At 73.5% G+C, this 25570-nt stretch carries 20 protein-coding genes, 2 rRNA genes and 1 pseudogene (1 of these 23 cut by a window edge); 3 read left to right on the forward strand and 20 right to left on the reverse strand.

What is annotated here, in order from left to right; all coding sequences use genetic code 11:
- Positions 1 to 19: 19 nt before the first annotated feature.
- The 3 genes from GA0070618_RS31490 to ald all read right to left on the reverse strand — a co-directional run bounded on the left by GA0070618_RS31490 (position 20) and on the right by ald (position 3380).
- Complete coding sequence (locus GA0070618_RS31490; protein ID WP_036375269.1) at positions 20 to 943, reverse strand: ParA family protein; 924 nt, start codon at positions 941 to 943, stop codon at positions 20 to 22.
- Positions 944 to 1269: 326 nt separating this feature from the next.
- A complete protein-coding gene (locus GA0070618_RS31495) occupies positions 1270 to 2235 on the reverse strand; it encodes a site-specific tyrosine recombinase XerD (RefSeq protein WP_088984888.1) in 966 nt (321 codons plus the stop codon).
- A gap of 29 nt (positions 2236 to 2264) precedes the next feature.
- Entirely contained in the window at positions 2265 to 3380 is a 1116-nt protein-coding gene (ald, locus tag GA0070618_RS31500; protein WP_088984889.1) for an alanine dehydrogenase, read from the reverse strand.
- A 204-nt stretch (positions 3381 to 3584) separates the two neighbouring features.
- Between ald and GA0070618_RS31505 the strand changes: the two genes are divergently transcribed.
- Positions 3585 to 3923: a TM2 domain-containing protein gene (locus GA0070618_RS31505; RefSeq protein ID WP_331253161.1), complete on the forward strand. Its 339-nt coding sequence runs from the start codon at positions 3585 to 3587 to the stop codon at positions 3921 to 3923.
- Positions 3924 to 4000: 77 nt separating this feature from the next.
- Here GA0070618_RS31505 and GA0070618_RS31510 read toward each other — a convergent pair whose 3' ends face one another.
- The 13 genes and pseudogenes from GA0070618_RS31510 to GA0070618_RS31570 form a co-directional block, all read right to left on the reverse strand.
- Positions 4001 to 4600: an NUDIX domain-containing protein gene (locus tag GA0070618_RS31510; protein WP_088984891.1), complete on the reverse strand. Its 600-nt coding sequence runs from the start codon at positions 4598 to 4600 to the stop codon at positions 4001 to 4003.
- A complete protein-coding gene (locus GA0070618_RS31515; protein ID WP_088984892.1) occupies positions 4597 to 6357 on the reverse strand; it encodes a CTP synthase in 1761 nt (586 codons plus the stop codon). Before GA0070618_RS31515 ends, GA0070618_RS31510 begins: the two co-directional genes overlap by 4 nt.
- A gap of 138 nt (positions 6358 to 6495) precedes the next feature.
- Positions 6496 to 8777 (reverse strand): annotated as a pseudogene (locus GA0070618_RS31520) (hypothetical protein).
- On the reverse strand, positions 8777 to 9937 hold the full coding sequence (locus GA0070618_RS31525; RefSeq protein ID WP_088984893.1) for a glycosyltransferase family 4 protein: 1161 nt from the start codon (positions 9935 to 9937) through the stop codon (positions 8777 to 8779). The pseudogene GA0070618_RS31520 and the gene GA0070618_RS31525 overlap by 1 nt, the downstream one beginning before the upstream one ends.
- Complete coding sequence (gene murJ / locus GA0070618_RS31530; RefSeq protein WP_088984894.1) at positions 9934 to 11592, reverse strand: murein biosynthesis integral membrane protein MurJ; 1659 nt, start codon at positions 11590 to 11592, stop codon at positions 9934 to 9936. The genes GA0070618_RS31525 and murJ overlap by 4 nt, the downstream gene beginning before the upstream one ends.
- Before the next feature lies 1 nt (position 11593).
- Positions 11594 to 12469 carry a hypothetical protein gene (locus GA0070618_RS31535; RefSeq protein ID WP_088985978.1) on the reverse strand — a complete coding sequence of 292 codons (876 nt, stop codon included), beginning with the start codon at positions 12467 to 12469 and terminating at the stop codon, positions 11594 to 11596.
- Between the two features lie 61 nt (positions 12470 to 12530).
- A complete protein-coding gene (locus GA0070618_RS31540) occupies positions 12531 to 13463 on the reverse strand; it encodes a copper transporter (RefSeq protein ID WP_088984895.1) in 933 nt (310 codons plus the stop codon).
- A 27-nt stretch (positions 13464 to 13490) separates the two neighbouring features.
- Positions 13491 to 14669 carry a putative cytokinetic ring protein SteA gene (gene steA / locus GA0070618_RS31545; RefSeq protein ID WP_088985979.1) on the reverse strand — a complete coding sequence of 393 codons (1179 nt, stop codon included), beginning with the start codon at positions 14667 to 14669 and terminating at the stop codon, positions 13491 to 13493.
- A gap of 118 nt (positions 14670 to 14787) precedes the next feature.
- Complete coding sequence (recN, locus tag GA0070618_RS31550; protein WP_088984896.1) at positions 14788 to 16545, reverse strand: DNA repair protein RecN; 1758 nt, start codon at positions 16543 to 16545, stop codon at positions 14788 to 14790.
- A 97-nt stretch (positions 16546 to 16642) separates the two neighbouring features.
- Complete coding sequence (locus tag GA0070618_RS31555) at positions 16643 to 17527, reverse strand: NAD kinase (protein WP_088985980.1); 885 nt, start codon at positions 17525 to 17527, stop codon at positions 16643 to 16645.
- Positions 17528 to 17638: 111 nt separating this feature from the next.
- On the reverse strand, positions 17639 to 18517 hold the full coding sequence (locus GA0070618_RS31560; protein WP_088984897.1) for a TlyA family RNA methyltransferase: 879 nt from the start codon (positions 18515 to 18517) through the stop codon (positions 17639 to 17641).
- A gap of 15 nt (positions 18518 to 18532) precedes the next feature.
- Positions 18533 to 18811 (reverse strand): hypothetical protein, encoded by a 279-nt coding sequence (locus GA0070618_RS31565; protein ID WP_143740478.1) that lies wholly within the window; start codon positions 18809 to 18811, stop codon positions 18533 to 18535.
- Positions 18812 to 18836: 25 nt separating this feature from the next.
- Positions 18837 to 19412, reverse strand: a complete 576-nt coding sequence (locus GA0070618_RS31570) for a phasin family protein (RefSeq protein ID WP_088984899.1) — start codon at positions 19410 to 19412, stop codon at positions 18837 to 18839.
- 114 nt (positions 19413 to 19526) lie between these two features.
- On the opposite strand from GA0070618_RS31570, the gene GA0070618_RS31575 reads away from it, so the two are divergent.
- Positions 19527 to 19865, forward strand: coding sequence for an SCP2 sterol-binding domain-containing protein (locus tag GA0070618_RS31575; protein WP_088984900.1), 339 nt, complete (start codon positions 19527 to 19529; stop codon positions 19863 to 19865).
- 215 nt (positions 19866 to 20080) lie between these two features.
- Here the strand turns inward: GA0070618_RS31575 and GA0070618_RS31580 are convergent, their stop codons facing one another.
- Together GA0070618_RS31580 and GA0070618_RS35070 are read right to left on the reverse strand one after the other, a co-directional pair.
- Positions 20081 to 21106, reverse strand: a complete 1026-nt coding sequence (locus GA0070618_RS31580) for an HAD-IIA family hydrolase (RefSeq protein WP_088984901.1) — start codon at positions 21104 to 21106, stop codon at positions 20081 to 20083.
- Positions 21103 to 22053 (reverse strand): tetratricopeptide repeat protein, encoded by a 951-nt coding sequence (locus tag GA0070618_RS35070; protein WP_231931978.1) that lies wholly within the window; start codon positions 22051 to 22053, stop codon positions 21103 to 21105. Before GA0070618_RS35070 ends, GA0070618_RS31580 begins: the two co-directional genes overlap by 4 nt.
- A gap of 525 nt (positions 22054 to 22578) precedes the next feature.
- On the opposite strand from GA0070618_RS35070, the gene GA0070618_RS31590 reads away from it, so the two are divergent.
- Complete coding sequence (locus GA0070618_RS31590) at positions 22579 to 23817, forward strand: hypothetical protein (protein WP_157749056.1); 1239 nt, start codon at positions 22579 to 22581, stop codon at positions 23815 to 23817.
- A gap of 90 nt (positions 23818 to 23907) precedes the next feature.
- Here the strand turns inward: GA0070618_RS31590 and rrf are convergent.
- Together rrf and GA0070618_RS31600 are read right to left on the reverse strand one after the other, a co-directional pair.
- Positions 23908 to 24024, reverse strand: a 5S ribosomal RNA gene (rrf, locus tag GA0070618_RS31595).
- 77 nt (positions 24025 to 24101) lie between these two features.
- Positions 24102 to 25570: ribosomal RNA gene (locus tag GA0070618_RS31600) — 23S ribosomal RNA — on the reverse strand; it runs 1640 nt beyond the window's last position.

The following is a 25570-nucleotide window of genomic DNA, read 5'->3' on the forward strand; positions in this document are numbered from 1 at the left end:
CACACCCCGGACGCCCCGACTACCGCTCCGCCTGCGCGGCGATCACCTCACGGGCGAGCTGACGGTAGTTGCGCGCGCCGGACGAGGCCGGGTCGAGGGTGGTGATGGGCGCCCCGGCCACCGTCGACTCGGGGAACTTGACCGTCTTGGTGATCACGGTCTGGTAGACCTTGTCGCCGAACGCCTCGACGACCCGCTGGAGCACCTGCCGGCAGTGTGTGGTGCGGCTGTCGTACATGGTGGCGAGGATGCCCTCGAGTTCGAGGTCGAAGTTGAGCCGTTCGCGCACCTTGTCGATGGTGTCCAGCAGCAGCGCCACCCCCCGGAGGCTGAAGAACTCGCACTCCAGCGGGATCAGCACGCCGTGCGCGACGGTCAACGCGTTGATGGCGAGCAGGCCGAGCGAGGGCTGGCAGTCGATGAGGATGTAGTCGTACTCCTTGCGGATGCTGCGCAGCACCCGCGCGAGCGCCATCTCCCGGGCGACCTCGTTGACGAGCTGGATCTCGGCGGCGGAGAGGTCGATGTTCGCCGGCAGCAGGTGCAGCCCGGCGACGTCCGTCTTGATCAGGACGTCCTCGGCGGTGACGTCGTCCTGCATGAGCAGGTTGTAGACGGACAGGTCGAGGTTGTGCGGGTTGACGCCCAGCCCCACCGACAGCGCGCCCTGCGGGTCGAAGTCGACCAGCAGCACCTTGCGGCCGTACTCGGCCAGGGCCGCGCCGAGGTTGATGGTGGTGGTGGTCTTCCCGACGCCGCCCTTCTGGTTGGCCATCGCGATGATCCGCGCCGGGCCGTGCCGGTCGGTGGGCATCGGCTCGGGGATGGGTTTGCGCATGGTGTACGCGGCCGGGTCCGCCGGACCGAGGTCCGCGCCGAGCGTGGCCTGCTGCTCACGGAGCTCAGACGTCCACGTCTCGGCACGGTCGCCGTTGCCAGCCATGTCCTGTTGCCCCCCTCCCGACGACCACCCGGCGTCGGAGCCCTCCGACGTCCTTGTGCGGTGTCGCTGCGCACCCCGGTTGTCGCCCCAGGAGGTCCGCGCCGATGCCGACTGTACGCCACGTTCGAGCAGGCCGGTCGGCACCGGGTCGGCGTGTCGGGCACGCCGACGGTCCCCACCGGCCCCGGGTGGGGCGGGGTGACGATCGACACAGCAGCCGACCCGAGGGCCGACCGGTGGCCGTCACCGCCGAGCGGCCCCGGCCGGGCCGACGGCGCCACCGGAGGGCCCACGGCCCGCGCCGCCCGGCGCCGCCCCGATGCCGGTCAGCCGAGTGCCCGGGGATGGGCGGTGGCGTAGACCTCGCGCAGCCGTTCCACGGTGACCAACGTGTAGACCTGGGTGGTGGTGACCGAGGCGTGGCCGAGGAGTTCCTGCACCACCCGGACGTCCGCCCCGCCGTCGAGCAGGTGGGTGGCGTAGGAGTGGCGCAGGGTGTGCGGGGAGACCGCGTCCGGTCCGTCCACCGGCAGCCCGGCCCGCTCGGCGGTGCGCCGCAGGATGGTCCACGCGCCCTGGCGGGAGAGCGCGCCGCCCCGGGCGTTGACGAAGACCGCCGGGGTGCCCCGGCCCCCGGCGACCAGGCCGGGGCGGGCCCGGACCAGGTAGGCCCGGAGCGCCTCGGTGGCGTACCCGCCGATCGGCACGAGCCGGGACCGGCCGCCCTTGCCGCGCAGCAGCACGGTCCCCTCCACCGGGTCCACGTCGTCGACGGCCGCGCCGATCGCCTCGGAGATCCGCGCGCCGGTGCCGTACAGGAACTCCAGCAGCGCCCGGTCCCGCAGGACCAGGGGCGCGCCCTCGCCGGCCGCCCGCACCGATCCGGCCGTCTCCAGCAGCCGGACCACGTCGTCGACGGGCAGGGCCCGGGGCAGCCGGCGCGGCGGGGTGGGCGGCCGGACGTCCCGACTGGCGTCCGCGCCGACCAGCCCCTCACGCAGCGCGAACCGGTGCAGGCCGCGCACCGCGCTGGCCGCGCGGGCGGCCGAGGAGACGGCCAGCGGCGGGTGCCCGTCCCCGCCCGCCCGCAGCGCCGCCAGGTGCGCCTCGACCTCGGTCGCGGAGACCGTGGCGAGATCGGTCACCCCGGCGGAGGTCAGGGTGAGCAGGTAGCGGTCCAGGTCGCGCCGGTACGAGGCGAGGGTGTTCGCCGAGAGCCCCCGCTCGACGGTCAGGTGGTCGAGGTAGCCGCGCACGGCCCGGCGCAGCGCCGGGGCGGGCGCCGCGCCCACGACCGCCGCCGGGCCGTCCGGTGCCGCACTCAGCCGAGGACCTCCGTCAGCGGCAGGGTGGCCATGCCGTGCGCCTCGGCGACCGGGCCGTAGGTGACCTGCCCGGCATGGGTGTTCAGGCCGAGGGCGAGGGCCGGATCGCGGCGCAGCGCGTCCCGCCAGCCGTGGTTGGCCAGTTCCAGGGCGTACGGCAGGGTCACGTTGGTCAGCGCGTACGTGCTGGTGTGCGGCACCGCCCCGGGCATGTTCGCCACGCAGTAGAAGATCGAGTCGTGCACCCGGTAGGTCGGCTCGGCGTGCGTGGTGGGGCGGGAGTCCTCGAAGCAGCCACCCTGGTCGATGGAGATGTCCACCAGCACGCTGCCCGGCTTCATCCGGGAGACCAGCTCGTTGGAGATCAGCGTCGGGGCCTTCGCGCCGGGCACCAGCACCGCGCCGATGACCAGGTCCGCGTCGAGCACGGCCCGCTCGATCTCGTACGCGTTGGAGGCGACCGTCTGGAGGTGGCCCCGGTAGATGGCGTCGGCCTGGCGCAGCCGCCCGACGTTCTTGTCGAGCAGGAGCACCTCGGCCTGGAGGCCGAGGGCGATGGCGGCGGCGTTCATGCCGGACACACCCGCGCCGATCACCACGGTCTTGGCCGCGTACACGCCGGAGACGCCGCCCATCAGGATGCCGCGCCCGCCGCCCTGCCGCTGGAGGTGGTAGGCCCCCACCTGCGGGGCGAGCCGGCCGGCGACCTCGGACATCGGGGCGAGCAGCGGCAGCGACCGGTCCGGCAGTTCGACCGTCTCGTAGGCGATGCCGGTGACCTTCCGGTCGACCAGCGCGTCGGTGCACTCCTTGGAGGCGGCCAGGTGCAGGTAGGTGAAGAGCACCTGCCCCTCGCGCATGCGGTGGTACTCCTCGGCGATCGGCTCCTTGACCTTGAGCACGAGGTCGGCGCTGTCCCACACCTCGTCGGCGGTGGACAGGATCTTCGCCCCGGCCGCGGCGAACTCCTCGTCGGTGATGCTGGAGCCGACCCCGGCACCGGACTCGATGAGGACCTGGTGCCCACTGCGGGTGAACTCGTTCACGCCCGCCGGCGTGATCGCCACGCGGTACTCGTGGTTCTTGACCTCGCGAGGGATTCCGACCTTCACGACGACACCTCTCCTCGGGGCCGCACCGCCCCGACCAGCTCGGTGCGCGACGGCTCCGTTGCCGACGCGGCCCACCGCTCCTGCCGGCCGCAGTCTAGGGCCGCCGGCCCGGGGTGGAGAGCCAACAGAGTGACACCCCGTACGCGGCTCTCCTGACGATGTGTCAGGCATACCCTGGCCGACAACGTGAGTCGACCTCGGCCGTTGGGTCAGTGTTCGCCCATTATCGTCCGATCGGCCCCCTGGCGCTGCGGACAGCAGGAATGTCGATCACTAGGGTTTCGCCTCATGACCTACCCTCCTCCGTACCAGTATTCCGGCGGCGTCTCCGACAAGAGCAAGGTCGTCGCCGGCATTCTTCAGATCGTGCTCGGCGGCTTCGGCGTCGGCCGGTTCTACATCGGTGACACCAAGACCGGTGTCCTCCAGCTCGTCGTGACCCTGGTGACCTGCGGCATCGGCAGCCTGTGGGGCTTCGTCGACGGCATCCTGATCCTGATCAACGGTGGCGTCGACAGCCAGGGCCGGCCGCTGCGCGACTGACCGCGCCGACAGCGAGGGGCCGTGCGGTACGTACCGCACGGCCCCTGCCGTCAGTGGGTGGTGTTCCGCGACGCGGCTCAGCCGGGCAGCGGCGAGTCCGCCGGGCGCAGCGGGGCCCAGCCGGCGTCCCGGGCCCGCGCGGCGGCGAGCAGGCCCGCCACGCAGGAGGCGTTGGTGACCTCCCCGGCCAGCACCCGGGCCACCGCCTCGTCCAGGTCGACGCGGACGACCTGCATGTCCGCCTCCTCGTCGTGCCGCTCGTGCCGTCGACCGACCGGCACCTCGACGAGATCCCGGGCGAGGAAGATCCGCACCCGCTCGTCGGAGAACCCGGGTGAGCTGTGCAGGTCGACCAGGAGGTCGACCCGACCGGCGGTCAGGTCGGCCTCCTCGGCCAGCTCGCGCAGCGCCGCCACGGCGAGGTCCTCACCGTCGACGTCCATCAGCCCGGCCGGTAGCTCCCACAGGTACCCGCCGACCGGGTGCCGGTACTGGCGGACCAGCACCACCCGACCGGCGTCGTCCAGGGCCACCACGGCGACCGCGCCGACGTGGCGCACCACGTCGCGACTGGCGGTGCCGCCGCCGGGCATCGCCACCTCGTCGGTGACCACCCGGAACACCCGGCCGGTGTACCGCTCGGTCCGGTGCCTCAGCTCGTAGCGGTGCCCGGTCACGACGTGGCGGCGGCGGTCGACGCGGCGTCGTCCCGGGGCGCCCTCTCCGGCACCGGGTTCGGCCGGCGACGCGCGTCGCCGTCCATCTCCACCGGGAGCTGGTCGGCCTCGGAGTAGGTGACCGCGGCGCGGACGAACGCGGCGAACAGCGGATGGGACCGGGTCGGCCGGCTCTTCAGCTCCGGGTGCGCCTGGGTCGCGACGAAGAACGGGTGCAGCGCGCGGTCGAGTTCCACGAACTCGACCAGCCGGCCGTCCGGCGAGGTGCCGGAGATGTGCAGGCCGGCCTTGGTCAACGCGTCCCGGTAGGCGTTGTTCACCTCGTACCGGTGCCGGTGCCGCTCACTGACCTCGGTGGTGCCGTACGCCTCGGCGACGATGGAGCCCTCGGCCAGTTTCGCCGGGTACGCCCCGAGCCGCATCGTGCCGCCCAGGTCGCCCTTGCCGGCGACGATGTCCTCCTGGTCGGCCATGGTGGCGATCACCGGGTGGGTGGCCTCCTCGTCGAACTCCAGCGAGTTCGCCCCGTCCAGGTCGCCGAGGTGGCGGGCCACCTCGATGGCCATGCACTGCAGGCCCAGGCAGAGGCCGAGCAGCGGGATGCCGTTCTCCCGGGCGTACCGGGCGGTGCCGATCTTGCCCTCGATGCCGCGCACCCCGAACCCGCCGGGGATGACGATGCCGTCCACGCCGGCCAGGGCCGCCGCCGCGCCGGCCGGAGTGACGCAGTCGTCGCTGGGCACCCAGCGCAGCTGCACCCGGGCCCGGTGGTGGAACCCGGCCGCCCGGATCGCCTCGCTGACCGACAGGTACGCGTCGGGCAGGTCGACGTACTTGCCGACCACCGCCACGGTGACCGTGTGCCGGGGGTGGTGCACCCGGTCCAGCAGGTCGTCCCAGCTCGTCCAGTCCACGTCCCGGAAGGAGAGGCCGAGCCGGCGCACCACGTACGCGTCGAGGCCCTCCCGGTGCAGCACCTTGGGGATGTCGTAGATGCTCGGCGCGTCCGGGGCCGCGGTGACCGCCTCCCGGTCGACGTCGCAGTAGAGCGACAGCTTGTGCTTGAGCTTGTCCGGAATGTCCCGGTCGGAGCGGCAGACCAGCGCGTCCGGCTGGATACCGATGTTGCGCAGCTGCGCCACCGAGTGCTGGGTCGGCTTGGTCTTCAGCTCCCCCGACGGGGCCAGGTACGGCACCAGGGAGACGTGCAGGTAGAAGCAGTTGTCCCGGCCGAGGTCGTGGCGGACCTGCCGGATCGCCTCCAGGAACGGCAGCGACTCGATGTCGCCGACCGTGCCGCCGACCTCGGTGATCACCACGTCCGGGACGTTGCCGTCGGCGTCCGGGTCGGCCATCGCCAGGATGCGGGACTTGATCTCGTTGGTGATGTGCGGGATCACCTGGACGGTGTCGCCGAGGTACTCGCCGCGCCGCTCCTTGGCGATCACGTCCGAGTAGATCTGGCCGGTGGTGACGTTCGCCTTGCCGGAGAGGTCCTGGTCGAGGAAGCGCTCGTAGTGGCCGACGTCCAGGTCGGTCTCGGCGCCGTCCTCGGTGACGAACACCTCACCGTGCTGGAAGGGGTTCATCGTCCCGGGGTCGACGTTGAGGTACGGGTCGAGCTTCTGCATCACCACCCGTAGTCCCCGGGCAGTGAGCAGGTTGCCGAGGCTGGAGGCGGTGAGCCCCTTACCCAGCGAGGAGGCGACGCCCCCGGTGACGAAGATGTGCCTGGTCGTCCGTGCTGATGGGGCCAAGGCCTGCTCCCGTGTCGTCCGTTGCGGTCGTGCAGACCGCCGTGCCGATCAGCCAAGTGATCACGCGATCCACGGGATTCCACGGTAACACCTCACCCGGGCGGGTCACGGAGCGCACCCGTCGGGCCCCGGAGGCGGCTACGCGGTCGCGACCTCGGTCGACGCCCGGGACGTCCGGTCGGTGGTGTCCCCGGCGCGCCCGTCCACGGCCGGCCCCGCGTCGCCCGTGGACTCCGCGTCGCCGGTCGTCGCCACCTCTCCCGGCCCGGCCGGCTCCGCCGCGGCCGGGACACCGGAGACGAAGTCCTGCGGACGGTTTCCGGGCGGCTGGGTACGGTCGGCGGCGTGGTCGAGCACCCGCAGCGCGGCCAACGCCGCCATCGGCACCACCAGCGCCCCGGCCGCGCCCGCGACGTCCAGCGCCGCACCGCCGAGCATCCCGCCGATCACCGCGGCCACGGCGGTGCCGGCCATCGCGGCCCGCATCGCCGGATAGATGCCGAACAGACGCATCAACCCGCCCCAGGGCTGGAAGAGGGCGAACCACACCAGCACCGCGCCGGCCACCGCGAGAACGGTCAGCGGGCTGCCGACCAGGGTGTCGAAGTTGGCGGTGCTGGACCGGTGCACGGTCAACCCGGCCCGCCCCTCCCCGAGGGCGGCGAGGAACCGGCCCAGGCTGCCCCGCTCGGTCGGGGGCCGGCGCAGGTCCAGCACGCCCAGCCCGATGGTGACCGCGAGGCCCGTCATGCTCGCCCAGACCAGCCGGCTCAGGGTCAGCCAACCGCCGGTGCAGATCACGGCGGCGACGGTCACCCCGGCGGTCAGCGCGATCGCGCCGACCGAGTCCGCGCCGAGGTACGGGCTGCCCACGATCACCACGGCCACGGTGCCCACGGCCACCACCACGGTCGGCCGCCAGCGCCGGCCCACCCGCTGGGCCAGCCAGCCGGCGGTCAGCAGCACCCCGGCGAGGAACGCGCCGAGCCCCACCGTGCCGAGGCCGGCGTACCGGCCACCTTCCAGGGTCGAGTAGCCCACCACCCCGTTGAGTTGCAGACGGGCTCCGGTGAGCACGTCCACACCGACGGCGAGGGTGGTCAGCCCGGCCACCGCGCCCAACGGGCCGAGGGTGCGATCGTGTCCGGGCGCGAACCGGACCAACGCGGTCGCCCCGGCGAGCAGCAGCACGGTCACCACGGCGAAGTACCAGCCGGCGTGTTCCCCCGCCACCACGGCACCAGGTCGGCGACCAGGGCCGCCGGGATGGCCAAGGCAGCGGCGATCAGCAGCACCTCGACGGCCCCCACCACGGACCGGGGCGCCGGGGTCGGTCCCACCGGACCGGCGTGCCGGCGGGCCCGCCGCAGCAGTGGGAGGACCGCCACGGCGAGCAGCACCTGGAAGCCGGCGAGCAGGACGAAGAACCACCCGGCGACGCGCCGCTGGGCGCCGGCCTCCCGGTCGGCGTCGGCCGGCGCGTCGATGGCGGCCCGCAGGTCCGCCGGACGACCCTCGACCGGGGTGGCGGCCCGGCCGAGGAAGTTCCGTTCCGGCAGTGGACGGTCGAGCACGGTCAGCGCGGTGGGGGCGAGATCGACCAGTTGCAGGTAGCCGTCGCGGCCGGTGCTGGCCGAGGTGAGCCAGCCCCGTTCCCAGCCCGGCCCGTCGGCGACCGCCACGTGCAGCCGGGCCGGCGCGGCGGTGTCCGAGACTCCGGCGACCAGCACCAGGGAACGCGGTGGGCGGGCGGCCAGCACCCGGGCCAGGGCGGCGTCGGCGCGGCGCGCGGCGGCGTCCCGGACGGCCCGGTCCTCCCCGCTGACCGTACCCAGGTCGACGATGCTCAGCACGCAGGAGCCCAGCAGGGGCGCCGGGTCGGCGGGCAGGGCGGGTTCGTACCGGTCGACCCGGCCGAACGGGCGGGCGGCGGCCACGGCGGCACCGGGGCCAACGGCGACGGCGCAGCGCACCGACTCGGCCAGCGCGCCGGGCACCGCGCCCCAGGACAGCCGGTCCTGGTTGTGCAGGACCACGCTCTCCTGCTGGGGCAGGTTGGCGCCGAACCCGTCGGGCTGTTCCACCTCCACGTCCACGGCCGGGCAGGCCCCGGCCGGCCGGCTGGTGTTCCAGGCGGCGAAGTTGCCCGCGCCGAGGGTGAGCCAGCCGTCGACCGGGCAGGTCGGCCGGCGGGCCGACCGGGCCGACAGCGAGCCGATCGACCCGTTCTCGGCCATCCGCCACAGCGTCGGCGTGGTCTCCGGGTCCACGTCGTCCCAACGCAGGCCGGGCACACCGGCGATGACGACGAAGTCGGCCTCCGGACGGCGCGGCGCGCCGTCCGGCTCGGCGGCCAGCGCGGCCACCCCGACCAGCACGACGAGCAGGGTCACCAGCAGTGGGGTGAGGCGGCGCAGCATCAACCACGCCCCGTCGCGGCCCCGGCGTCCGGAGCGGCCGGCCCGGCGGCGTCGCCGGCCAGGTCGGCGTAGAGGTCGGCCAGGGCGGCGACGGTGTCCGCCTCGGTCGGCCAGGTCGCGGCCCGTTCGGTGCCCCGGCGGGCCAGGTCGGCGCGGCGGGACTCGTCGTCGAGCAGGTCGCGGACGGCCCGGTCGACCGCGTCGACGTCGTCGGACGGGATCAGCACCGCGGCGTCGCCGACCAGTTCCGGCAGCCCACCCACCCCGGTCGCCACCAGCGGTACGCCGGCGCGCATCGCCTCCTGGGCGAACAGTTGCCGGGCCTCCCAGTCACTGGTCACCACGGCGAGGTCGGCCCCGGCGAGCAGGTCCGCCACGTCGGTGCGGTGCCCGAGCAGGGTCACCGGGGCGCGGGCGGCGGAGATGCGGGCGGCCAGCGGCAGGTAGGCCGGGCCGCTGCCGGCGATGACGACCACCGGCGGTGGGGTGCGGTCCCGCCACCGGGCGGCGGCGTCGATGAGCACGTCGTAGCGCTTCTGCGGGTGCAGCCGCCCGACCGAGAGGATCAGGGGCTGTCCGGGGGTGACGGCGAACTCGGCCCGGACGGCGGCGCGCCGCCGGCGCGGCGGGGGCAGGGTCGGCGCGGCCACCGGGGCGAGCCGGGCGTCGGCGGCACCGAGCGCGGTGACCCGGGCGACCAGGTCGCTCGACGCGCCCAGGGCGACCCGGGCCCGACGGGCGACCAGGCGTTCGGCCAGGCCGGAGAGCCGCCCCCGCAACCCGCCGGCGAGGACGGCGTTGTGCCAGGTGACCACCAGTGGGGCGGCCGGCCGGGCGAGGACGGCGACCAGACCGGCGCGCAGCCCGTGCGCGTGCACCACGTCGACCGGCTCGGCGGCGAGGGCGCGACGCAGGGCGACGACCGCGCGCGCGTCGGCCGGGGTGGGACTCGCCGGGATCTCCACCGGCGTGAACCGCGCCCCCGCGCCGACGAAGTCGAACTGTTCACCGGTCGCGGCCGGCCCGCAGACCAGCACGGACACGCCCTGCGCGACCAGCCCCCGGGTCACCGACCGGACGTGCTGCCCGACCCCGCCGGTGCTCGACGCGAGCAGCAGGGCCACCGTGCCCTGCCACCCGGCCCCACTCCTGGCACTCACCGATCCACCCTTTCGTCGTCCGGGGCCTGTCGGGGACGGCCGGCGCGGCCCCGACCGGGCAGCCGGCGGAGCAGTCCCGCCAGCAGCGGTCGGACGTCCCGCCGGTCGGCCGGATACGCCACGGCGAGGAACACCACGCCCACCACGACTCCGGACAGCATGCCCTCCAGCACCGCCCGGGATGTCGTCGGGGTACCGCCACCCGTCCCGGCCAGCGCTCCCGCCACCTGCGCCCCGGCCAGTGCGGCGACGGCCGCCGCGAGCACCCCGGCGGCACCGGCGCGCAGGCTGCCGGCCAGCGCGGCCGGTCCCGCCGCCCGGCGCACCGCGACCAGCAGCAGCCCGCCCAGCAGCAGCATCCCGACGCTGTTGGCCAGCGCCACGGCCAGCACCCGGTCGGCGGCCGGCAGCACCGCGGCCAGCGGCAGCGCGACCACCGGCACGGCGAGCCAGCCGAGGGTGATCGCCACGGTGGCCGGGCGGGTGTCGCCCCGCGCATAGAGGGCCCGGGAGAGGACGGCGAACAGGCCGTACCCGAGCAGGCCCGGCGCGAACCCGGCGATCGCGGCGGCGGTCGTGTCCGCGCCGAGCGGGAAGAAGCGTCCCACCGGGAGGGCCGTGCCGACCAGTGCCGCCGCGCCGAGGCTGCTGAACAGCAGCACCCCCCGGACGGTCGGCGCGAGGGTTCCCCGGTAGCTCTCCTCGTCCCCGCCCGCCGACGCCGCCGCCAGGGTCGGGTAGGCGGCCACCGCGAGCGGCACCGCCAGCACCGCCCACGGCAGCAGGTACATGGTCTGCGCCAGGTTGAACACCTGCGGGGAGCCGGTGGGGCCGCCGGAGACCCGGTTGAGGATGACGAGCAGCGCGACCTGCTGCGCGGTGACGGTGACCGCCCCGGCCACGGCCAGCCCGCCGACCCGGGCCCGCGCGTCGGCGGTGAAGGCGTACCCGGGGCGCAGCCGCAGCCCCAGCCGGCGCAGCGGCACCAGCAGCGACAGGGACAGCACCACCACGCCGAGGGTGGTGCCGGCCGACAGGATCAGCTCGCCGCCCCGGCTCACCCCGGCCACCGTGACGCCCCGCCCCTCGGCGCCGCCGAAGACGAGGTAGACGACGATCACGGTGAGGCTGGAGAGCAGCGGCGCGAGCACCGGCCAGGCGAACCGCCGGTGCGCCTGGAGCACCCCGGTCAACACGATGCCGACGCCGTAGAGCGGCAGCTGCGGCGCGAAGACCCGCAGCATCCGGGCCCCGGCCGCGAGTTCCTCCGGGGACCGGCTCTCGCTAATCGCCCCGACGATCGGGTCGGCGAGGAGCGCCACCAGCACCGCCAGCGGCACCAGCAGGGTCACCGTCCAGGTCAGCAGGGCCCCGGTGGTGGCGGCCACCGCCGCGCGGTCGCCGGCCCCCACCGCCCCGGCGAGCAGCGGGACGACCAGGCTGGCCAGCGCGCCACCGGCGACGATCTCGAAGATGATGTTCGGCACCGTGTTGGCGATGACGTACATGCCGCCCAGGTCGCTCTTCTCCACCACCCAGGTGAAGACGGCGGTACGGGCGAAACCGGCGAGCCGGGCGGCGACGGTGAGGACGGCGATGAGCGCGGCCGCTCCGGCGACACGGCCCGCGCCGGCGAGGGGTGCCGGTGCGTTCACGTCAGGCGGGGCGTCGGCCCAGCGCGTCCAGTTCGCGCAGTCCGGGGGTCTTCTGGATGACCGCCGTGAAGCTGACCTTCTCGCTGGCCGCGGTGAGGCCGGCGAGCACGGCGAGGATCCCGGCCCGCCCGACCGGTCCGGTCCGGGCGGCCAGGGCGACGCCGAGCAGCGCACCGAGCGCGTTGGCCCCGCTGTCGCCGACCATCACCTGCTCGTCGAGGTCGTCGCGGATCAGCCCGGCGGCGGCGCCGACCGCCCCGGCGGCCAGCCCGCCGTGCGGACCGCGCAGCAGCGGCGTGCCGAGCAGGATGCCGGACTTCAACGCCCGGCCGGGGCGCAGGTCGAGCAGGTTGAGCAGGTTCGCCGTACCGGCCACCACGCCCGCGCCGAGCAGCACGTCGGTGGTCCGACCCACCGCGCCCAACCGCTGCCGCCGCCGGTGCGCGGCGACCTGCGGGTCGGCGGCGAGCAGCGCGGCGGCGGCGAGACCGGCCGCGCCGACCCCGAGGACCTTCACCAGGCCGGCGGTGACCATGCCCTCGCGCAGCGCGGTGAGGTGACCGGCGAAGCCCTTCGCGGCCTTCTGCTCCGGCCGGGCGCCCACCACGTCGTCGTAGAGCCCGACCGCGCCGGCGCCGAGCCCGGCGACCAGGGCGGCGGCGCCGGAGGCGGGGCTGGCCGCACCGAGCGCACCGGCGGTGGCGGCGCCGGCGGCGAGCGCCGGGCCGGCGGCCAGGGTGACCGTCTGCCCCCGGAAGTTGGTGCGCTCCAGCGCCGGCCCGGCCGGCGAGCTGCGGACCTGGCCGAGCAGGTGACGGGCGGCGAGCGCGCCGGCCCCGGCGGCGAGCAGCCGGGCGGTGCGGTTCCACGTGCTCACGCCGACCACCCCCACCGGTACGCGGGACGGGAGGATACGGGCATCAGGGCGCTGCGTTCGCTCACTGGGGCAGTTTAGGCACCAGCGACGCGGCGTTGTCGCCGACACCGTAGTGCCCCGCCTTCTTCTCGTTGAGCTGCTGCACCAGCGCCATCACGGCGACCAGCTGGCCCTGCACCGTGTTGCCGTTGTCGACGGTGGAGATGGCCTGCGACAGCACCGGGTCGCCCCGGACGACGGCGACCACGTTGTTGCCCGCCGAGCCGTTGCCCGCCACCACGATCGTGCCGGCCCGGTCGAACTGCTCGGCCATCTTCACCACGGACTCGTCCTTGCGGTCGGCGTCCTTGTCCACGTACGGCTGACCACTGACCAGCACGACCGCCTCGGCGGCGCCGGTGACCGGCTCGGCCGAGGTGACGTAGCCGGCGTTGGCGTACGAGGCGAGCACCGCCTTGCGGTCCGCCTCGGCCACCACGGGGGTGCGGTCCAGCAGCACGTTGGCCAGCAGCGCGCTGGAGGTCTCCACGCCGTGCCCGTTGCCGGGCAGATTGGCGGTCGGTGCGCCGGTCGGGCCGGCGGCGGTCGCCGTCAGCTCCAGCAGGGCGTTGTTGTTGTCCGGGCTGACGAACTTGTCCTGGACGTCGAGCCGCCCGGTGACCGTGGCCCCGGCGGTCTGGAGCATCTTGATTACGCCCTCGGTGTGCTCGCGGCCGGTGGGCAGGCCGACCACCAGCACCCGCTTGCCGGTCAGCGTGCCCGGCAGGAACCTCTGGGCCATCTCCGCCGCGAAGTCCTCCTCCAACTCCATCTCGCGTTGCAGGTTGTTCACCGCCTGGCGCATCTGCTGGTTGTCCTTGCTCAGCGAGTTGACCCGCTCCTTCAGCGAGTCGGCCACCGGCCCGTTCAGCGCGGCGGTGCCGACCACCAGGCCGATCGCCAACGCCAGGAAGACCGCGGTCAGGGACACCACGTGGTAGCGGAAATTGATCACGCCTACAGCCTCTTGATCGGTCGGGAGCTAAAAGAGCTGGCCGAGCTGGAACACGAAATTGTCCCACCACTCCGAGGCCACGCCCAGGTACGCCTTGCCGACGGTGGAAACGGCCACCGCCGAGGCCATCGCCGCGACCGCGGAGAGGACCAGGAGCAGCAGCGAGGAGCCCGAGATGCTCTGCCGGTAGAGCCGGCTGACCCCCTTGGCGTCGACCAGCTTCCCGCCCACCTTGAGCCGGGTCAGAAAGGTCGAGGCCATGCCGCCGCGCCCCTTGTCCAGGAACTCCACCAGCGTGGCGTGGGTGCCGACGGCCACCAGCAGCGACGCGCCCTTCTCGTCGGCCAGCAGCATGGCGAGATCCTCGCTGGTGGCGGCGGCGGGGAAGGTCTGCGCCGGCACCCCGAGCCCGTTGACCCGGGCCAGCCCCGGCGCCCGCCCGTCGGGGTAGGCGTGGACGATCACCTCGGCGCCGCAGCGCAGCACGTCGTCGGTGACCGAGTCCATGTCCCCGATGATCATGTCGGGGGTGTAGCCCGCCTCGACCAGCGCGTCCGCGCCGCCGTCCACGCCGATCAGCACCGGCTTGAACTCCCGGATGTACGGGCGCAGCACGTCCAGGTCGTCCTTGTAGTCGTAGCCACGGACCACGATCAGGCAGTGCCGGCCCCGCATCGAGGTCTGGATCTCCGGCACGCCCACCCCGTCGAGCAGCAGGTCACGCTCCTGCTTGAGGTAGTCCATGGTGTTCGCCGCGAACGCCTCCAGCTGGACCGACAGGCCCTCCCGCGCGTCGGCCATCGCCTTGGCCACCGTCTCGGCGTCCTGGAGGGTGCCGTGTGCCACCGGATCGTCACCGACGTAGACCGTGTTTCCCTCGATCCGGACGACGTCACCCTCCCGGATCCGCTGGAAGACCCCCTCACCCAGGTCGTCGAGGAGGGGGATCCCGGCGGACACCAGCACCTCCGGTCCCAGGTTCGGGTAGCGGCCCGAGATCGAGGGCTTCGCGTTGAGCACGGCGGCGACCCCGACGGCGACCAGCGAGTCGGCCGCGACCCGGTCCACGTCGACGTGGTCGATCACCGCGATCTCACCCGGCCGCAAGCGGCCGACCAGTCGCTTCGTCCGGCGGTCCAGGCGCACGGTACCGACGAGGGAGCCCGGTTCCGTGCTCCGGTTGCGGCGCAAGGTGGGTAGACGCATCGTGACCATCCTGGCATGGGAGGCAGGGTTTTCCGTCGCGACATGCCTGAGCAGGGCCGCCTACCCAGGGAAGCACAGGTGAGCGCAGCCCGGTGTGGCTGCGCTCACAGATCCGCGGTCACGGCCGCCGTTCCCGCGCCGCCACCGCCAGCAATTCCTCCGCGTGGGCGATACCCAGATCGGAATCCGGCAAACCCGCGAGCATCCGGGCCAGCTCCCGGGCCCGTTCGGTGTCCTCCACCACCCGGACGCCGCTGGTGGTCACCGCGCCCCCGGTGTCCTTCGCCACCACCAGATGCCGGTCGGCGAACGCGGCCACCTGCGGCAGGTGGGTGACCACCAGGACCTGGTGGCTACGGGCCAGCCGGGCCAACCGGCGGCCGATCTCCACCGCGGCCTGCCCGCCCACCCCGGCGTCCACCTCGTCGAAGACCAGCGTGGGCGGACCGCCGGAACCGGCGAAGACCACCTCGATGGCGAGCATCACCCGGGACAGCTCGCCCCCGGAGGCGCCCCGCTGCAACGGCAGCGCCGGCGCGCCCGGGTGGGCCAACAGCCGCAGTTCGACCTCGTCGGCGCCGTCCGGCCCGATGCCGACCTCCGTACCGTCGACCTCCAGGGTCGGTTCGCTGCGCCCCGGCGTCCGGGGCAGCACCGCCACCTCGATCCGCGCGTGCGGCATCGCCAACCCGGCCAACTCGGTGGTGACCTTCTCGGCGAACCGGGACGCCGCCTCCCGCCGGGACGCCGACAGCCGGGCGGCCAGCTCGGCCACCTCGACCGCCAGCCGTTGCCGCTCCCGGTCCAGCTCGTCGAGGACGTCGTCGGAGGTGTCCAGGTCGGCCAGGCGGGTCCGGGCACGCTCCGCCCAGGCCACCACCCCGTCGACGTCGTCGGCGTACTTGCGGGTCAGCGTGCGCAGCGCGGCCCGGCGCTCGTAGATGGTCTGCAACCGGGCCGGGTCGGCGTCCAACGCCGCCAGGTACGCCGACAGCTCCGCCGAGACGTCCCCGACCAGGGTGGCCGCCTCCTCGATCCGGCCCGCCAGGTCGGCCAACGCCGGATCCGTGCCGGCCTGCGCCTCCAGGGCGCGTCGCGCCACCCCGAGCAGCGCGGTGGCGTCCGCCACCTCGTCGGTCGGCTCCGCGCCGCCGGTCACGCACTGGTAGGCGGTCTGCGCGGCGGTGCGCAGCCCCTCGGCGTGCTCCAGCCGCTGCGCCTCCGCCTTCAGCTCGTCGTCCTCGCCCGGCTGCGGGTCGACCCGGGTGATCTCGTCCAGCCCGAGCCGGAGCAGGTCCGCCTCCTGGTGGCGTTCCCGGGCGTTGCGCCGCCGGTCGGCCAGGTCGTCGACCACCCGACGCCACCGGGTGTACGCCTCGCGCAGCTCGTCGAGGAGCTTCTCGTGCTCCGGACCGGCGAACCGGTCCAGCGCGGCCCGCTGCTCGGCCGGCCGCAACAGCCGGAGCTGGTCGGACTGGCCGTGCACGGCCACCACCTGCTCGCCGACCTCACCGAGCATGGCCACCGGCATGCTCCGGCCACCCAGGTGCGCCCGGGATCGGCCCTCCACGGTGACCGTGCGGCTCAGCAGCACCGAGCCGTCCTCGTCGGGCTCGCCACCGGCGTCGACGACCCGGGCGTGCACCGACGCGGCGACCCGCCCGGTCAGCCGCAGCCGCCCCTCGACCACCGCCCGGCCCGGCTGGGCGCGCACCCGCCCGGCGTCGGCCCGGCCACCGAAGAGGAGCCCCAGACCGGTGACGACCATGGTCTTGCCGGCACCCGTCTCGCCGGTGATGACGTTCATGCCGCCGGTCAACGGCAGCGTGGTGTCGTCGATGACGCCCAGTCCGGTGATGCGCAGCTCCTCCAGCACAGCCACCGACAGTAGACGCGGCCCCCGACAGTTGACCAGCCGGCGGGCCGGGTCGTCTCCTGAGCTGCGGCGTCGTACGGTCGCCCGACGCCGGGGCTCAGCGGCGGCCGCCCCGCCAACCGTGCACGGGCAGCCCGAACTTCGCCACCAGCCGGTCGGTGAAGGACCGCGCCCGCAGCCGCACGATGCGCACCGGAAGCGCCCCCCGCCGGACGGTGACCCGCGCTCCCGGCGGCAGGTCGTACACCCGACGGCCGTCGCAGCAGAGCACGGCGAGCGTGGTGAACGGGTCGACGGTGATCGAGAAGATGGAGGTCGGCGCGGTCACCAGCGGCCGGCTGAACAGGGCGTGCGCGCTGATCGGCACCAGCAGCAACGCCTCCACCTCCGGCCAGACGACCGGGCCGCCACCGGAGAACGCGTACGCGGTGGAGCCGGTGGGCGTCGCGCAGACCACCCCGTCGCAGCCGTACCGGGACAGCGGCCGACCGTCCACGTCGACCAGGAGTTCGAGCATCTGCGCCCGTTCTCCCTTCTCGACGCTGATCTCGTTGAGCGCCCACGACTCGATGGTCGGGCCGCCCTCGAACTCGGCGGTGACGTCGAGGGTGAGCCGCTCGTCCACCGTGTAGTTGCGCTCGACCACCTCCCGGACGGCCAGGTCCAGATCGTCGATCTCGGCCTCGGCCAGGAAACCGACCTTGCCGAGGTTGATCCCGAGCAGCGGCGCCTTCGCCGGGCGGGCCAGTTCCGCCGCCCGCAGGAACGTCCCGTCCCCGCCCAACGCGAAGACGATCTCGGCTCCCTCGGCCGCCGCCGGCCCCTCCACCGGCACCACACCGGGCAGGTCCAGGTCCTCCGCCTCCTCGGCGACGACCCGCACCTCGAACCCGGCGGCGATCAGGTCCGCCGCCACCGCCCGCGCGTGTTCGGTGCTGCGCCGGCGGCCGGTGTGCGTCACCAGCAGGGCCGTCCGGCCCACCGGGTCAGTCGCGCCCACCACGCCGCGCCTCCTGTCCGACCACCGCACTCCTCGTGCCCACCGAACCCGGCCTTCCGTCCCCGACCACGACCGCGCGGGCCCACCCCGCGCTCACTGCGCCGACCCCTCGATCCCGGCCCGGGACTCGACCGCGTCGAGTCCCGCCTCCACGGGAGCGAGCTCCCCCGGGGGCCGCGGACCGGCGAGGACCACCGACCGGACCCGCTCGGCGTCGGCCGACGGAGCGTCCCGGCGTAACCATACGAAGAATTCGACGTTGCCGCTGGGCCCCGGCAGGGGGCTCGCCGCCACACCGGCCAGGCCGAGACCGAGGTCCCCGGCGGCGGCGGCCACGTCGAGCACCGCCTCGGCCCGCAGCAGCGGATCGCGGACCACGCCACCGGAGCCGACCCGTTCCCGCCCCACCTCGAACTGGGGCTTCACCATCAGCGCCAGGTCGCCGTCGGGCCGGGTGCAGCCGGCCAGGGCCGGCAGCACGAGCCGCAGCGAGATGAACGACAGGTCGGCCACGGTCACCTCGACCGGCCCGCCGACCGCCTCCGGGTTGAGCGTGCGCACGTTGGTCCGTTCGAGGACCCGCACCCGGTCGTCGTTCCGCAGCGACCAGGCGAGTTGCCCGTAGCCGACGTCGACGGCGACCACCTCGGCCGCGCCGGCGCGCAGCAGAACGTCGGTGAAGCCGCCGGTCGACGCCCCGGCGTCGAGGCAGCGCCGCCCGGCGACCGGCAGGCCGGTGAAGGCCGCCAGCGCGCCGGCCAGCTTGTGGCCGCCCCGAGAGACGTACTCGGAGGCGGGATCCTCGCCGGTGACCCGCAGCGCGTCGGCGGGGTCGACCATCGCGGCGGCCTTGCGGGCGACCACCCCGCGCAGCTGGACCCGGCCCGCCTCGACGAGGGCGGCGGCCTGCTCGCGGGATCGCGCCAGACCACGGCGGACGAGTTCGGCGTCCAGCCGGTTACGACGTGCCATGGGGTGGTTCTCCGGTCAGGTCTGGTCGATGGTGGCGAGGGTTTCCCGCAGCGTCTGGTACGCCGCCTCGTAGTGGGCGATCTGGTCGGCGGGGGCGAGCGCCGCCGCGTTGGCGAGCGCCCGCACGGCGGCGTCGACCGCCGGGTGCCGGGCGTCGTCGCCGCCGTCCGGGTCGATCTCCTGGTCGGGCGGCGCGGGACGGAGCCCGGGTGGCGGTCCCGGCCGGGGCCCGGCGGTCGGCGGCTGCGGACGGAAGCCGCCCGCCGGCGGACCGGGACGGAAGGGAGCGCTCACGACCGGCACCGGCTTTGCCGCGTGGTCATCCGGCCGCACCCGGCCCCGGTTCGCCCGCGGTCGTCCCGGGGGCCGCCGTCTTCTTCGCGGTGGCCTTCTTCGCCACCGCCTTCTTCACCACGGCCTTCTTCGCCGGGGTACGCACCTCGAGCCGCGTCTCGTCCTCCCCGGTGGTCCGGCTGACGGTCGCCGGAGCCTTCCTGGCGACCGTCTTCTTCGCCACGGTCTTCTTCGCGACCGTCTTCGTCGCCACCACGGCGGTGGTCGGCGGCTGCTCCGCGCCGGTCGGCTCGGACGCCGATCTCGCCTCGCGCAACTGCCGCTCCAGCTCGTGCACCCGTCGGGTCAGCTCGGCGACCTCGTCGGCGGTGGCCAGCCCCACCGCGCCCAGTGCCCGGTCCACCTCGAACCGGACCAACTTGGTCAGCGACTCCCGGTTGGCCGCACTGGTCGCCACGAGTTCCTCGGCCAGGGCCTGCAACTGGGCGGCGGTCGCCCCGCCGGAGCCGACGACCCGCCGGACCGCGTCCTGTGCCTTCTTCCGGGGCGCCTCCGTGAGGCCCATGGCCAGCTCGAGGTAGGCGCGCCACGCGTCCTGCATGCCTGAGTCCTTCCGCGGGATCGGGATGTGCTGGTGTCACGCTACCGGGCCGGCGGACAGCGTCCATGCGGTACCGTGCCGGGAGCGGACGTGGCGAGAGGCGAGGGGACGACGGTGGCCAGCGTTGACGAGTGCCGACAGGCGTTGCGGGACCTGGCCGCGCGGCTGGACGCGAACGCGGACAAGGTCCGCGAACGCATCGACCTGGACCGTACCCTCGCCTGCCGGATCACCGACCTCGACACGGCCTTCCACGGCCGGCTCGCCGGTGGCCGACTGGTCGACCTCACCGACGGTGACGACCCGAAGGCCAAGATCGCCCTGAGCACCACCGGCGACGACCTGCTCGCCCTGGTCCGGGGAGAGCTCGACGTGACCCGGGCGGTGGCGTCCCGCCGAGTGTCCATCAAGGCCAACCCGTTCGACCTGATGAAGCTCCGCAAGCTGCTCTGACCGACCCCGGTCACGACGGCGTGGCCACACGCCCGACCTGGTCGGACGGCACGCCTCGGCCGGTCGACCGGCTACCGAGTCCCTGCTCACCCTGCGGGCCCTGCCCTGGCCGCTGCGACTGCTCGACGTCGGGCGGGCTCCCCCGGCCGGGCACGCACCGGCCCGACTCGCCGGCTGCCTCGGTCGGTCGGGCTGCCTCGGTCGGTCGGGCTGCCTCAGTCGGGCACGCCGAGGGCCCGCAGCGCCCGCTCGGCGGCGGGTGAGGCCGCCCGGACCGGCAGCAGCGCCGCCTCCGCCGTGGACCAGGCCAGCGCACAGAGCGCGGCCAGGGCGTCCAGCGGCCGACCCGACCCGCTCACCTCGAGCGCGTCGTCGGCCACCGCGACGGACCACCCGCCGGCCGTCGGCTCCCCCGGCACGCGCACGACCGCGTCCGGGTCGAAGAGCCCCGCCAGGTCGACCGAGACGTACGTCGGCCGGGCCTGCGGTGGCGCGGCGAGCAGGTCGACCACTCCGTGCACCCCGGTCAGCACCAGCAGACTCGGCAACCCGGCCCGGCGCGCGCCCTCGATGTCGGTGTCCAGCCGGTCGCCCACGACCAGAGCACCCGCGCCGTCGGCACGACGGGCGGCGGTGGCGAACAGCGCCGGCTCCGGCTTGCCCACCACCAGGTCAGGATCCCGGTCGAGAGCGGTACGCAGCGCCGCGACCAGCGCGCCGTTGCCCGGCAGCGGCCCCCGGGGACTGGGCAGCGTACGGTCGGTGTTGGTGGCCACCCAGGTGGCGCCGGAACGGACGGCGACCGCCGCCTCGGCCAGCTCGGCCCAGCCGACCTGCGGGCCGTACCCCTGGACCACGGCGACCGGCTCCTCGTCGGCCCGGCCGACCGGGCGCAGACCCACCGCGCGGATCTCCGCCCGCAACGCGTCCGCCCCGACCACCAGCACCGCCGCACCGGCCGGAAGTCGGTCCCGGAGCAGCTCGGCGGCTGCGGCGGCAGAGGTCAGCACCTCCTCCGGCCGGGCCGGCACCCCCATGCCGGTGAGTAGTTCGGCGACCTCCGAGGAACGGCGGGAGGCGTTGTTGGTGGCGTACGCGACGAGGTGGCCACCAGCGCGCAGCCGGCCGACCGCCTCCACCGCGCCGGGGATCGGCCGGTCGATCAGGTAGATCACCCCGTCGAGGTCGAAGACCACCAGACGGAACCCGTCGACCAGCCGATCCCCACCGCCATCGCTCACCGCCGGTCCGCCTCCGGCGTTCCGTGGGACTCCTCCGACGCGGCGTCGACGGTTCCGGTCTCCGCGGTCACCTCGTGCCCGGCGGCATCCGACGCCACGACACCCTCGACGACTCCCGGGTCCCCGACGCGTCCGGTGTCCTCGACGGGCTCGTCGTCCTCCGCCCCGGTGTCCCGGTCGTGCTCGACCTTCCCCGTGACGTCCTCCGCCCGGGTCTCCGGGTCGTGCCCGGCCTTCCCGGTGACGGTGGTGTCGTCCTCCGCCCGGACCGTCTCCGACGCGTCCGCGCCGGTCGCGTCCTCGTCGGCGGACGCCTCGTCGTCCTCGTCCTCGTCGCCTTCGAGCACCACACCGTCCAGCTCCAGCAGGCGCTCGGCGGCGTCGGTCTCGGCCTCGGGGTCCGCCTCGGCGGCCCGGGCGAACCACTCCCGTGCCTCCTCGCGCCGGTCCGCCGCCAGCAACGCGTCGGCGTAGGCGTACCGCAGTCGCGCGGTCCACGGCTGGACCTGGTCACCGGTCAGCTCGCGCACCTGCAGCATCGCCACGGCGGCGTCCTTCTGCCCGAGGTCCCCCCGGGCACCGGCCGCCACGATGAGCAGCTCGATCGCCGCCGCCGGGTCGAGCGCGTCCCGGTCGGCGCCCCGGAACAGGTCGATGGCCCGTTCCGGACGCTCCAGCGCCCGCTCACAGTCGGCGAGCACCGCCAGGTGGCTCTGCGACCCGGTCATCCGGTGGTACGTCCGCAGCTCGGCGATGGCCGTCTGCCACTCCCCGGCGTGGTACGCGGCCAGCCCGACCGCCTCCCGTACGGCGGAGATGCGGGCCGCCAGGCGGCGGGCCGCCAGCGCGTGCGCGAGCGCCTCGGCCGGGTCCTCGTCGATCAGCTGGCCGGTCGCCACGAGGTGCCGGGCGACGGTCTCCGCCACCGGCTTGGCGAGCGAGAGCAGCTCCGCCCGGACGGCGGTGTCGAGGTCGCTCGCCACGATCTCGTCCGGCAGGGCCGGTGCCTCGGCGCGACCACCGTCCGCCGGCTCCCGCCGATCCTCGCGGCGGCTGTCCCGACCCTCCGGCCGGCCGTCCCGATCATCACGACGGGGGCCGCCCCGGAAGCCGCCCTCACGCGGAGCGCGGTCGTCCCGACGGAACTCCCCGCCCTCACGACGGAAACCGCCCTCACGCGGCCCGCCGGACCGGAAACCACCCTCGCCCCGATCGTCCCGACGGAAACCACCCTCACGAGGCCCACGGTCGTCACGCCGGGGCCCACCATCACGGGAGCCACGGTCGTCCCGACGGAAACCGGTGTCCCGGGACGGTCCGCCCCGGAAGCCGCCCTCCCGCCGGTCACCCCCACGGAAGCCGCCCTCCCGGCGGTCGCCGTCACGGAAGCCGCCCTCCCGGCGGTCGCCGTCACGGAAGCCGCCCTCCCGGCGGTCGCCGTCACGGGAGTAGCCCTCACGCGGGCCCGAGCGGTGGCCAGCGCCCTCGCCCCGGTCGTCGCGGCGGAAGCCACCCTCGCGGCGCTCGCCGCCCTGGAAACCGCCTTCACGGCGTTCGCCGCCCCGGAAGCCACCCTCACGCGGAGCACGGTCGTCCCGACGGAACTCCCCGCCCTCACGACGGAAACCGCCCTCACGGGGACCACCGGAGCGGAAACCACCCTCGCCCCGATCGTCCCGACGGAAACCACCCTCACGAGGCCCACGGTCGTCACGCCGGGGCCCACCATCACGGGAGCCACGGTCGTCCCGACGGAAACCGGCGTCGCGGGACGGCCCGCCCCGGAAGCCACCCTCGCGACGCTCGCCGCCCTGGAAACCGCCTTCACGGCGTTCGCCGCCCCGGAAGCCACCCTCACGCGGAGCGCGGTCGTCCCGACGGAACTCCCCGCCCTCACGACGGAAACCGCCCTCACGCGGCCCGCCGGACCGGAAACCACCCTCGCCCCGATCGTCCCGACGGAAACCACCCTCACGAGGCCCACGGTCGTCACGCCGGGGCCCACCATCACGGGAGCCACGGTCGTCCCGACGGAAACCGGCGTCGCGGGACGGCCCGCCCCGGAAGCCACCCTCGCGACGCTCGCCGCCCTGGAACGAACCGCCACGCGGCCCGCCGGAGCGGAAACCACCCTCGCCCCGATTGTCCCGACGGAAACCACCGTCACCACGGTCGTCGCGGCGGAAGCCACCCTCGCGGCGCTCGCCGCCCTGGAAACCGCCTTCACGGCGTTCGCCGCCCCGGAAGCCACCCTCACGCGGAGCACGGTCGTCCCGGCGGAATCCGCCCTCGCCTCGGTCGTCGCGACGGGAATCACCGCCCTCGCGCCGGAACCCGCTGCCGCCACGGTCGTCCCGGCGGAAGCCTCCGTCCCGGCGATCGTCGCCACGGAATCCGCCCGGACGGCGTTCGTCGTCCCGGCGGTAGCCGCCGGGACGGCCGTCACCGTCGCGGCGGAAGCCACCACCCTCCCGGGATCCACCGTCACGCGGCCCGGACCGGAACTCGCCGGGGCGGCGGTCGTTGTCACGGAAGCCGCCCTCGCGTCCACCCCGGTCCGCGCCGTGACCGCCAGGCTGTCCAGCGGAGCGCGGGTCACGGTCGCCACGGTACGGCGGTCGGTCGTCCCGGCGCGGCGACCCCTCACGGCCGCCTCGACGGTCGGTACGGTCCTCGTACCGACGGGGGCGGTCCCCGCCCTGGGGTCCTGAACTCACAGGTACATCCTTCCTCAGTGCGCCACAAATGGCACTACGCAGTCGAGGGCCGACCCCATTGGGGCGGCCCTCGACTGAAAAGAAGTCCGGCGGTGTCCTACTCTCCCACACCCTCCCGAGTGCAGTACCATCGGCGCTGGAGGGCTTAGCTTCCGGGTTCGGAATGTAACCGGGCGTTTCCCCTCCGCCATGACCGCCGTAACACTATCGACATATCAAACAACCGGGCGGGTTGTTCGTTAGCCGTGAATCACACAGTGGACGCAAGCAGAAAGTTTGTAGTCAAGTCCTCGGCCTATTAGTACCGGTCAACTGAACCCGTTACCGAGCTTACATTTCCGGCCTATCAACCCAGTCGTCTAGCTGGGGGCCTTACCCCTCCAAAGAGGGTGGGATACCTCATCTTGAAGCGAGCTTCCCGCTTAGATGCTTTCAGCGGTTATCCCTTCCGAACGTAGCTAACCAGCCGTGCCCTTGGCAGGACAACTGGCACACCAGAGGTTCGTCCGTCCCGGTCCTCTCGTACTAGGGACAGCCCTTCTCAAGTATCCTACGCGCACGGCGGATAGGGACCGAACTGTCTCACGACGTTCTAAACCCAGCTCGCGTACCGCTTTAATGGGCGAACAGCCCAACCCTTGGGACCTGCTACAGCCCCAGGATGCGACGAGCCGACATCGAGGTGCCAAACCATCCCGTCGATATGGACTCTTGGGGAAGATCAGCCTGTTATCCCCGGGGTACCTTTTATCCGTTGAGCGACACCGCTTCCACACGCAAGTGCCGGATCACTAGTCCCGACTTTCGTCCCTGCTCGACCTGTCAGTCTCACAGTCAAGCTCCCTTGTGTACTTGCACTCAACACCTGATTGCCAACCAGGCTGAGGGAACCTTTGGGCGCCTCCGTTACCCTTTAGGAGGCAACCGCCCCAGTTAAACTACCCACCAGACACTGTCCCTGAACCGGATCACGGTCCGAAGTTAGATACCCAAATCAACCAGAGTGGTATTTCAAGATTGCCTCCACCCGTACTGGCGTACGGACTTCACCGGCTCCCACCTATCCTACACAAGCTAATTCGGATACCAATGTCAAGCTATAGTAAAGGTCCCGGGGTCTTTCCGTCCTGCCGCGCGTAACGAGCATCTTTACTCGTACTGCAATTTCGCCGGGCCTGTGGTTGAGACAGTGGGGAAGTCGTTACGCCATTCGTGCAGGTCGGAACTTACCCGACAAGGAATTTCGCTACCTTAGGATGGTTATAGTTACCACCGCCGTTTACTGGCGCTTAAGTTCTCCGCTTCGCCCCGAAGAGCTAACAGGTCCCCTTAACGTTCCAGCACCGGGCAGGCGTCAGTCCATATACATCGAATTACTTCTTCGCATGGACCTGTGTTTTTAGTAAACAGTCGCTTCCCCCTGCTCTCTGCGGCCATACAACGCTCCACCCGCGCGGGGCTTCACGTCTCCGGCCCCCCTTCTCCCTAAGTTACGGGGGCAATTTGCCGAGTTCCTTAACCACAGTTCGCCCGATCGCCTCGGTATTCTCTACCTGACCACCTGTGTCGGTTTGGGGTACGGGCCGCTAAGAACTCGCTAGAGGCTTTTCTCGGCAGCATAGGATCACTGACTTCACCTGAATCGGCTCGGCATCACGTCTCAGCCCTATGGTGTGCGGATTTGCCTACACACCGGCCTACACGCTTACCCCGGCACAACCACCGGCCGGGCTCAGCTACCTTCCTG

Source organism: Micromonospora echinospora (genome assembly GCF_900091495.1).
Lineage (GTDB): Bacteria > Actinomycetota > Actinomycetes > Mycobacteriales > Micromonosporaceae > Micromonospora > Micromonospora echinospora.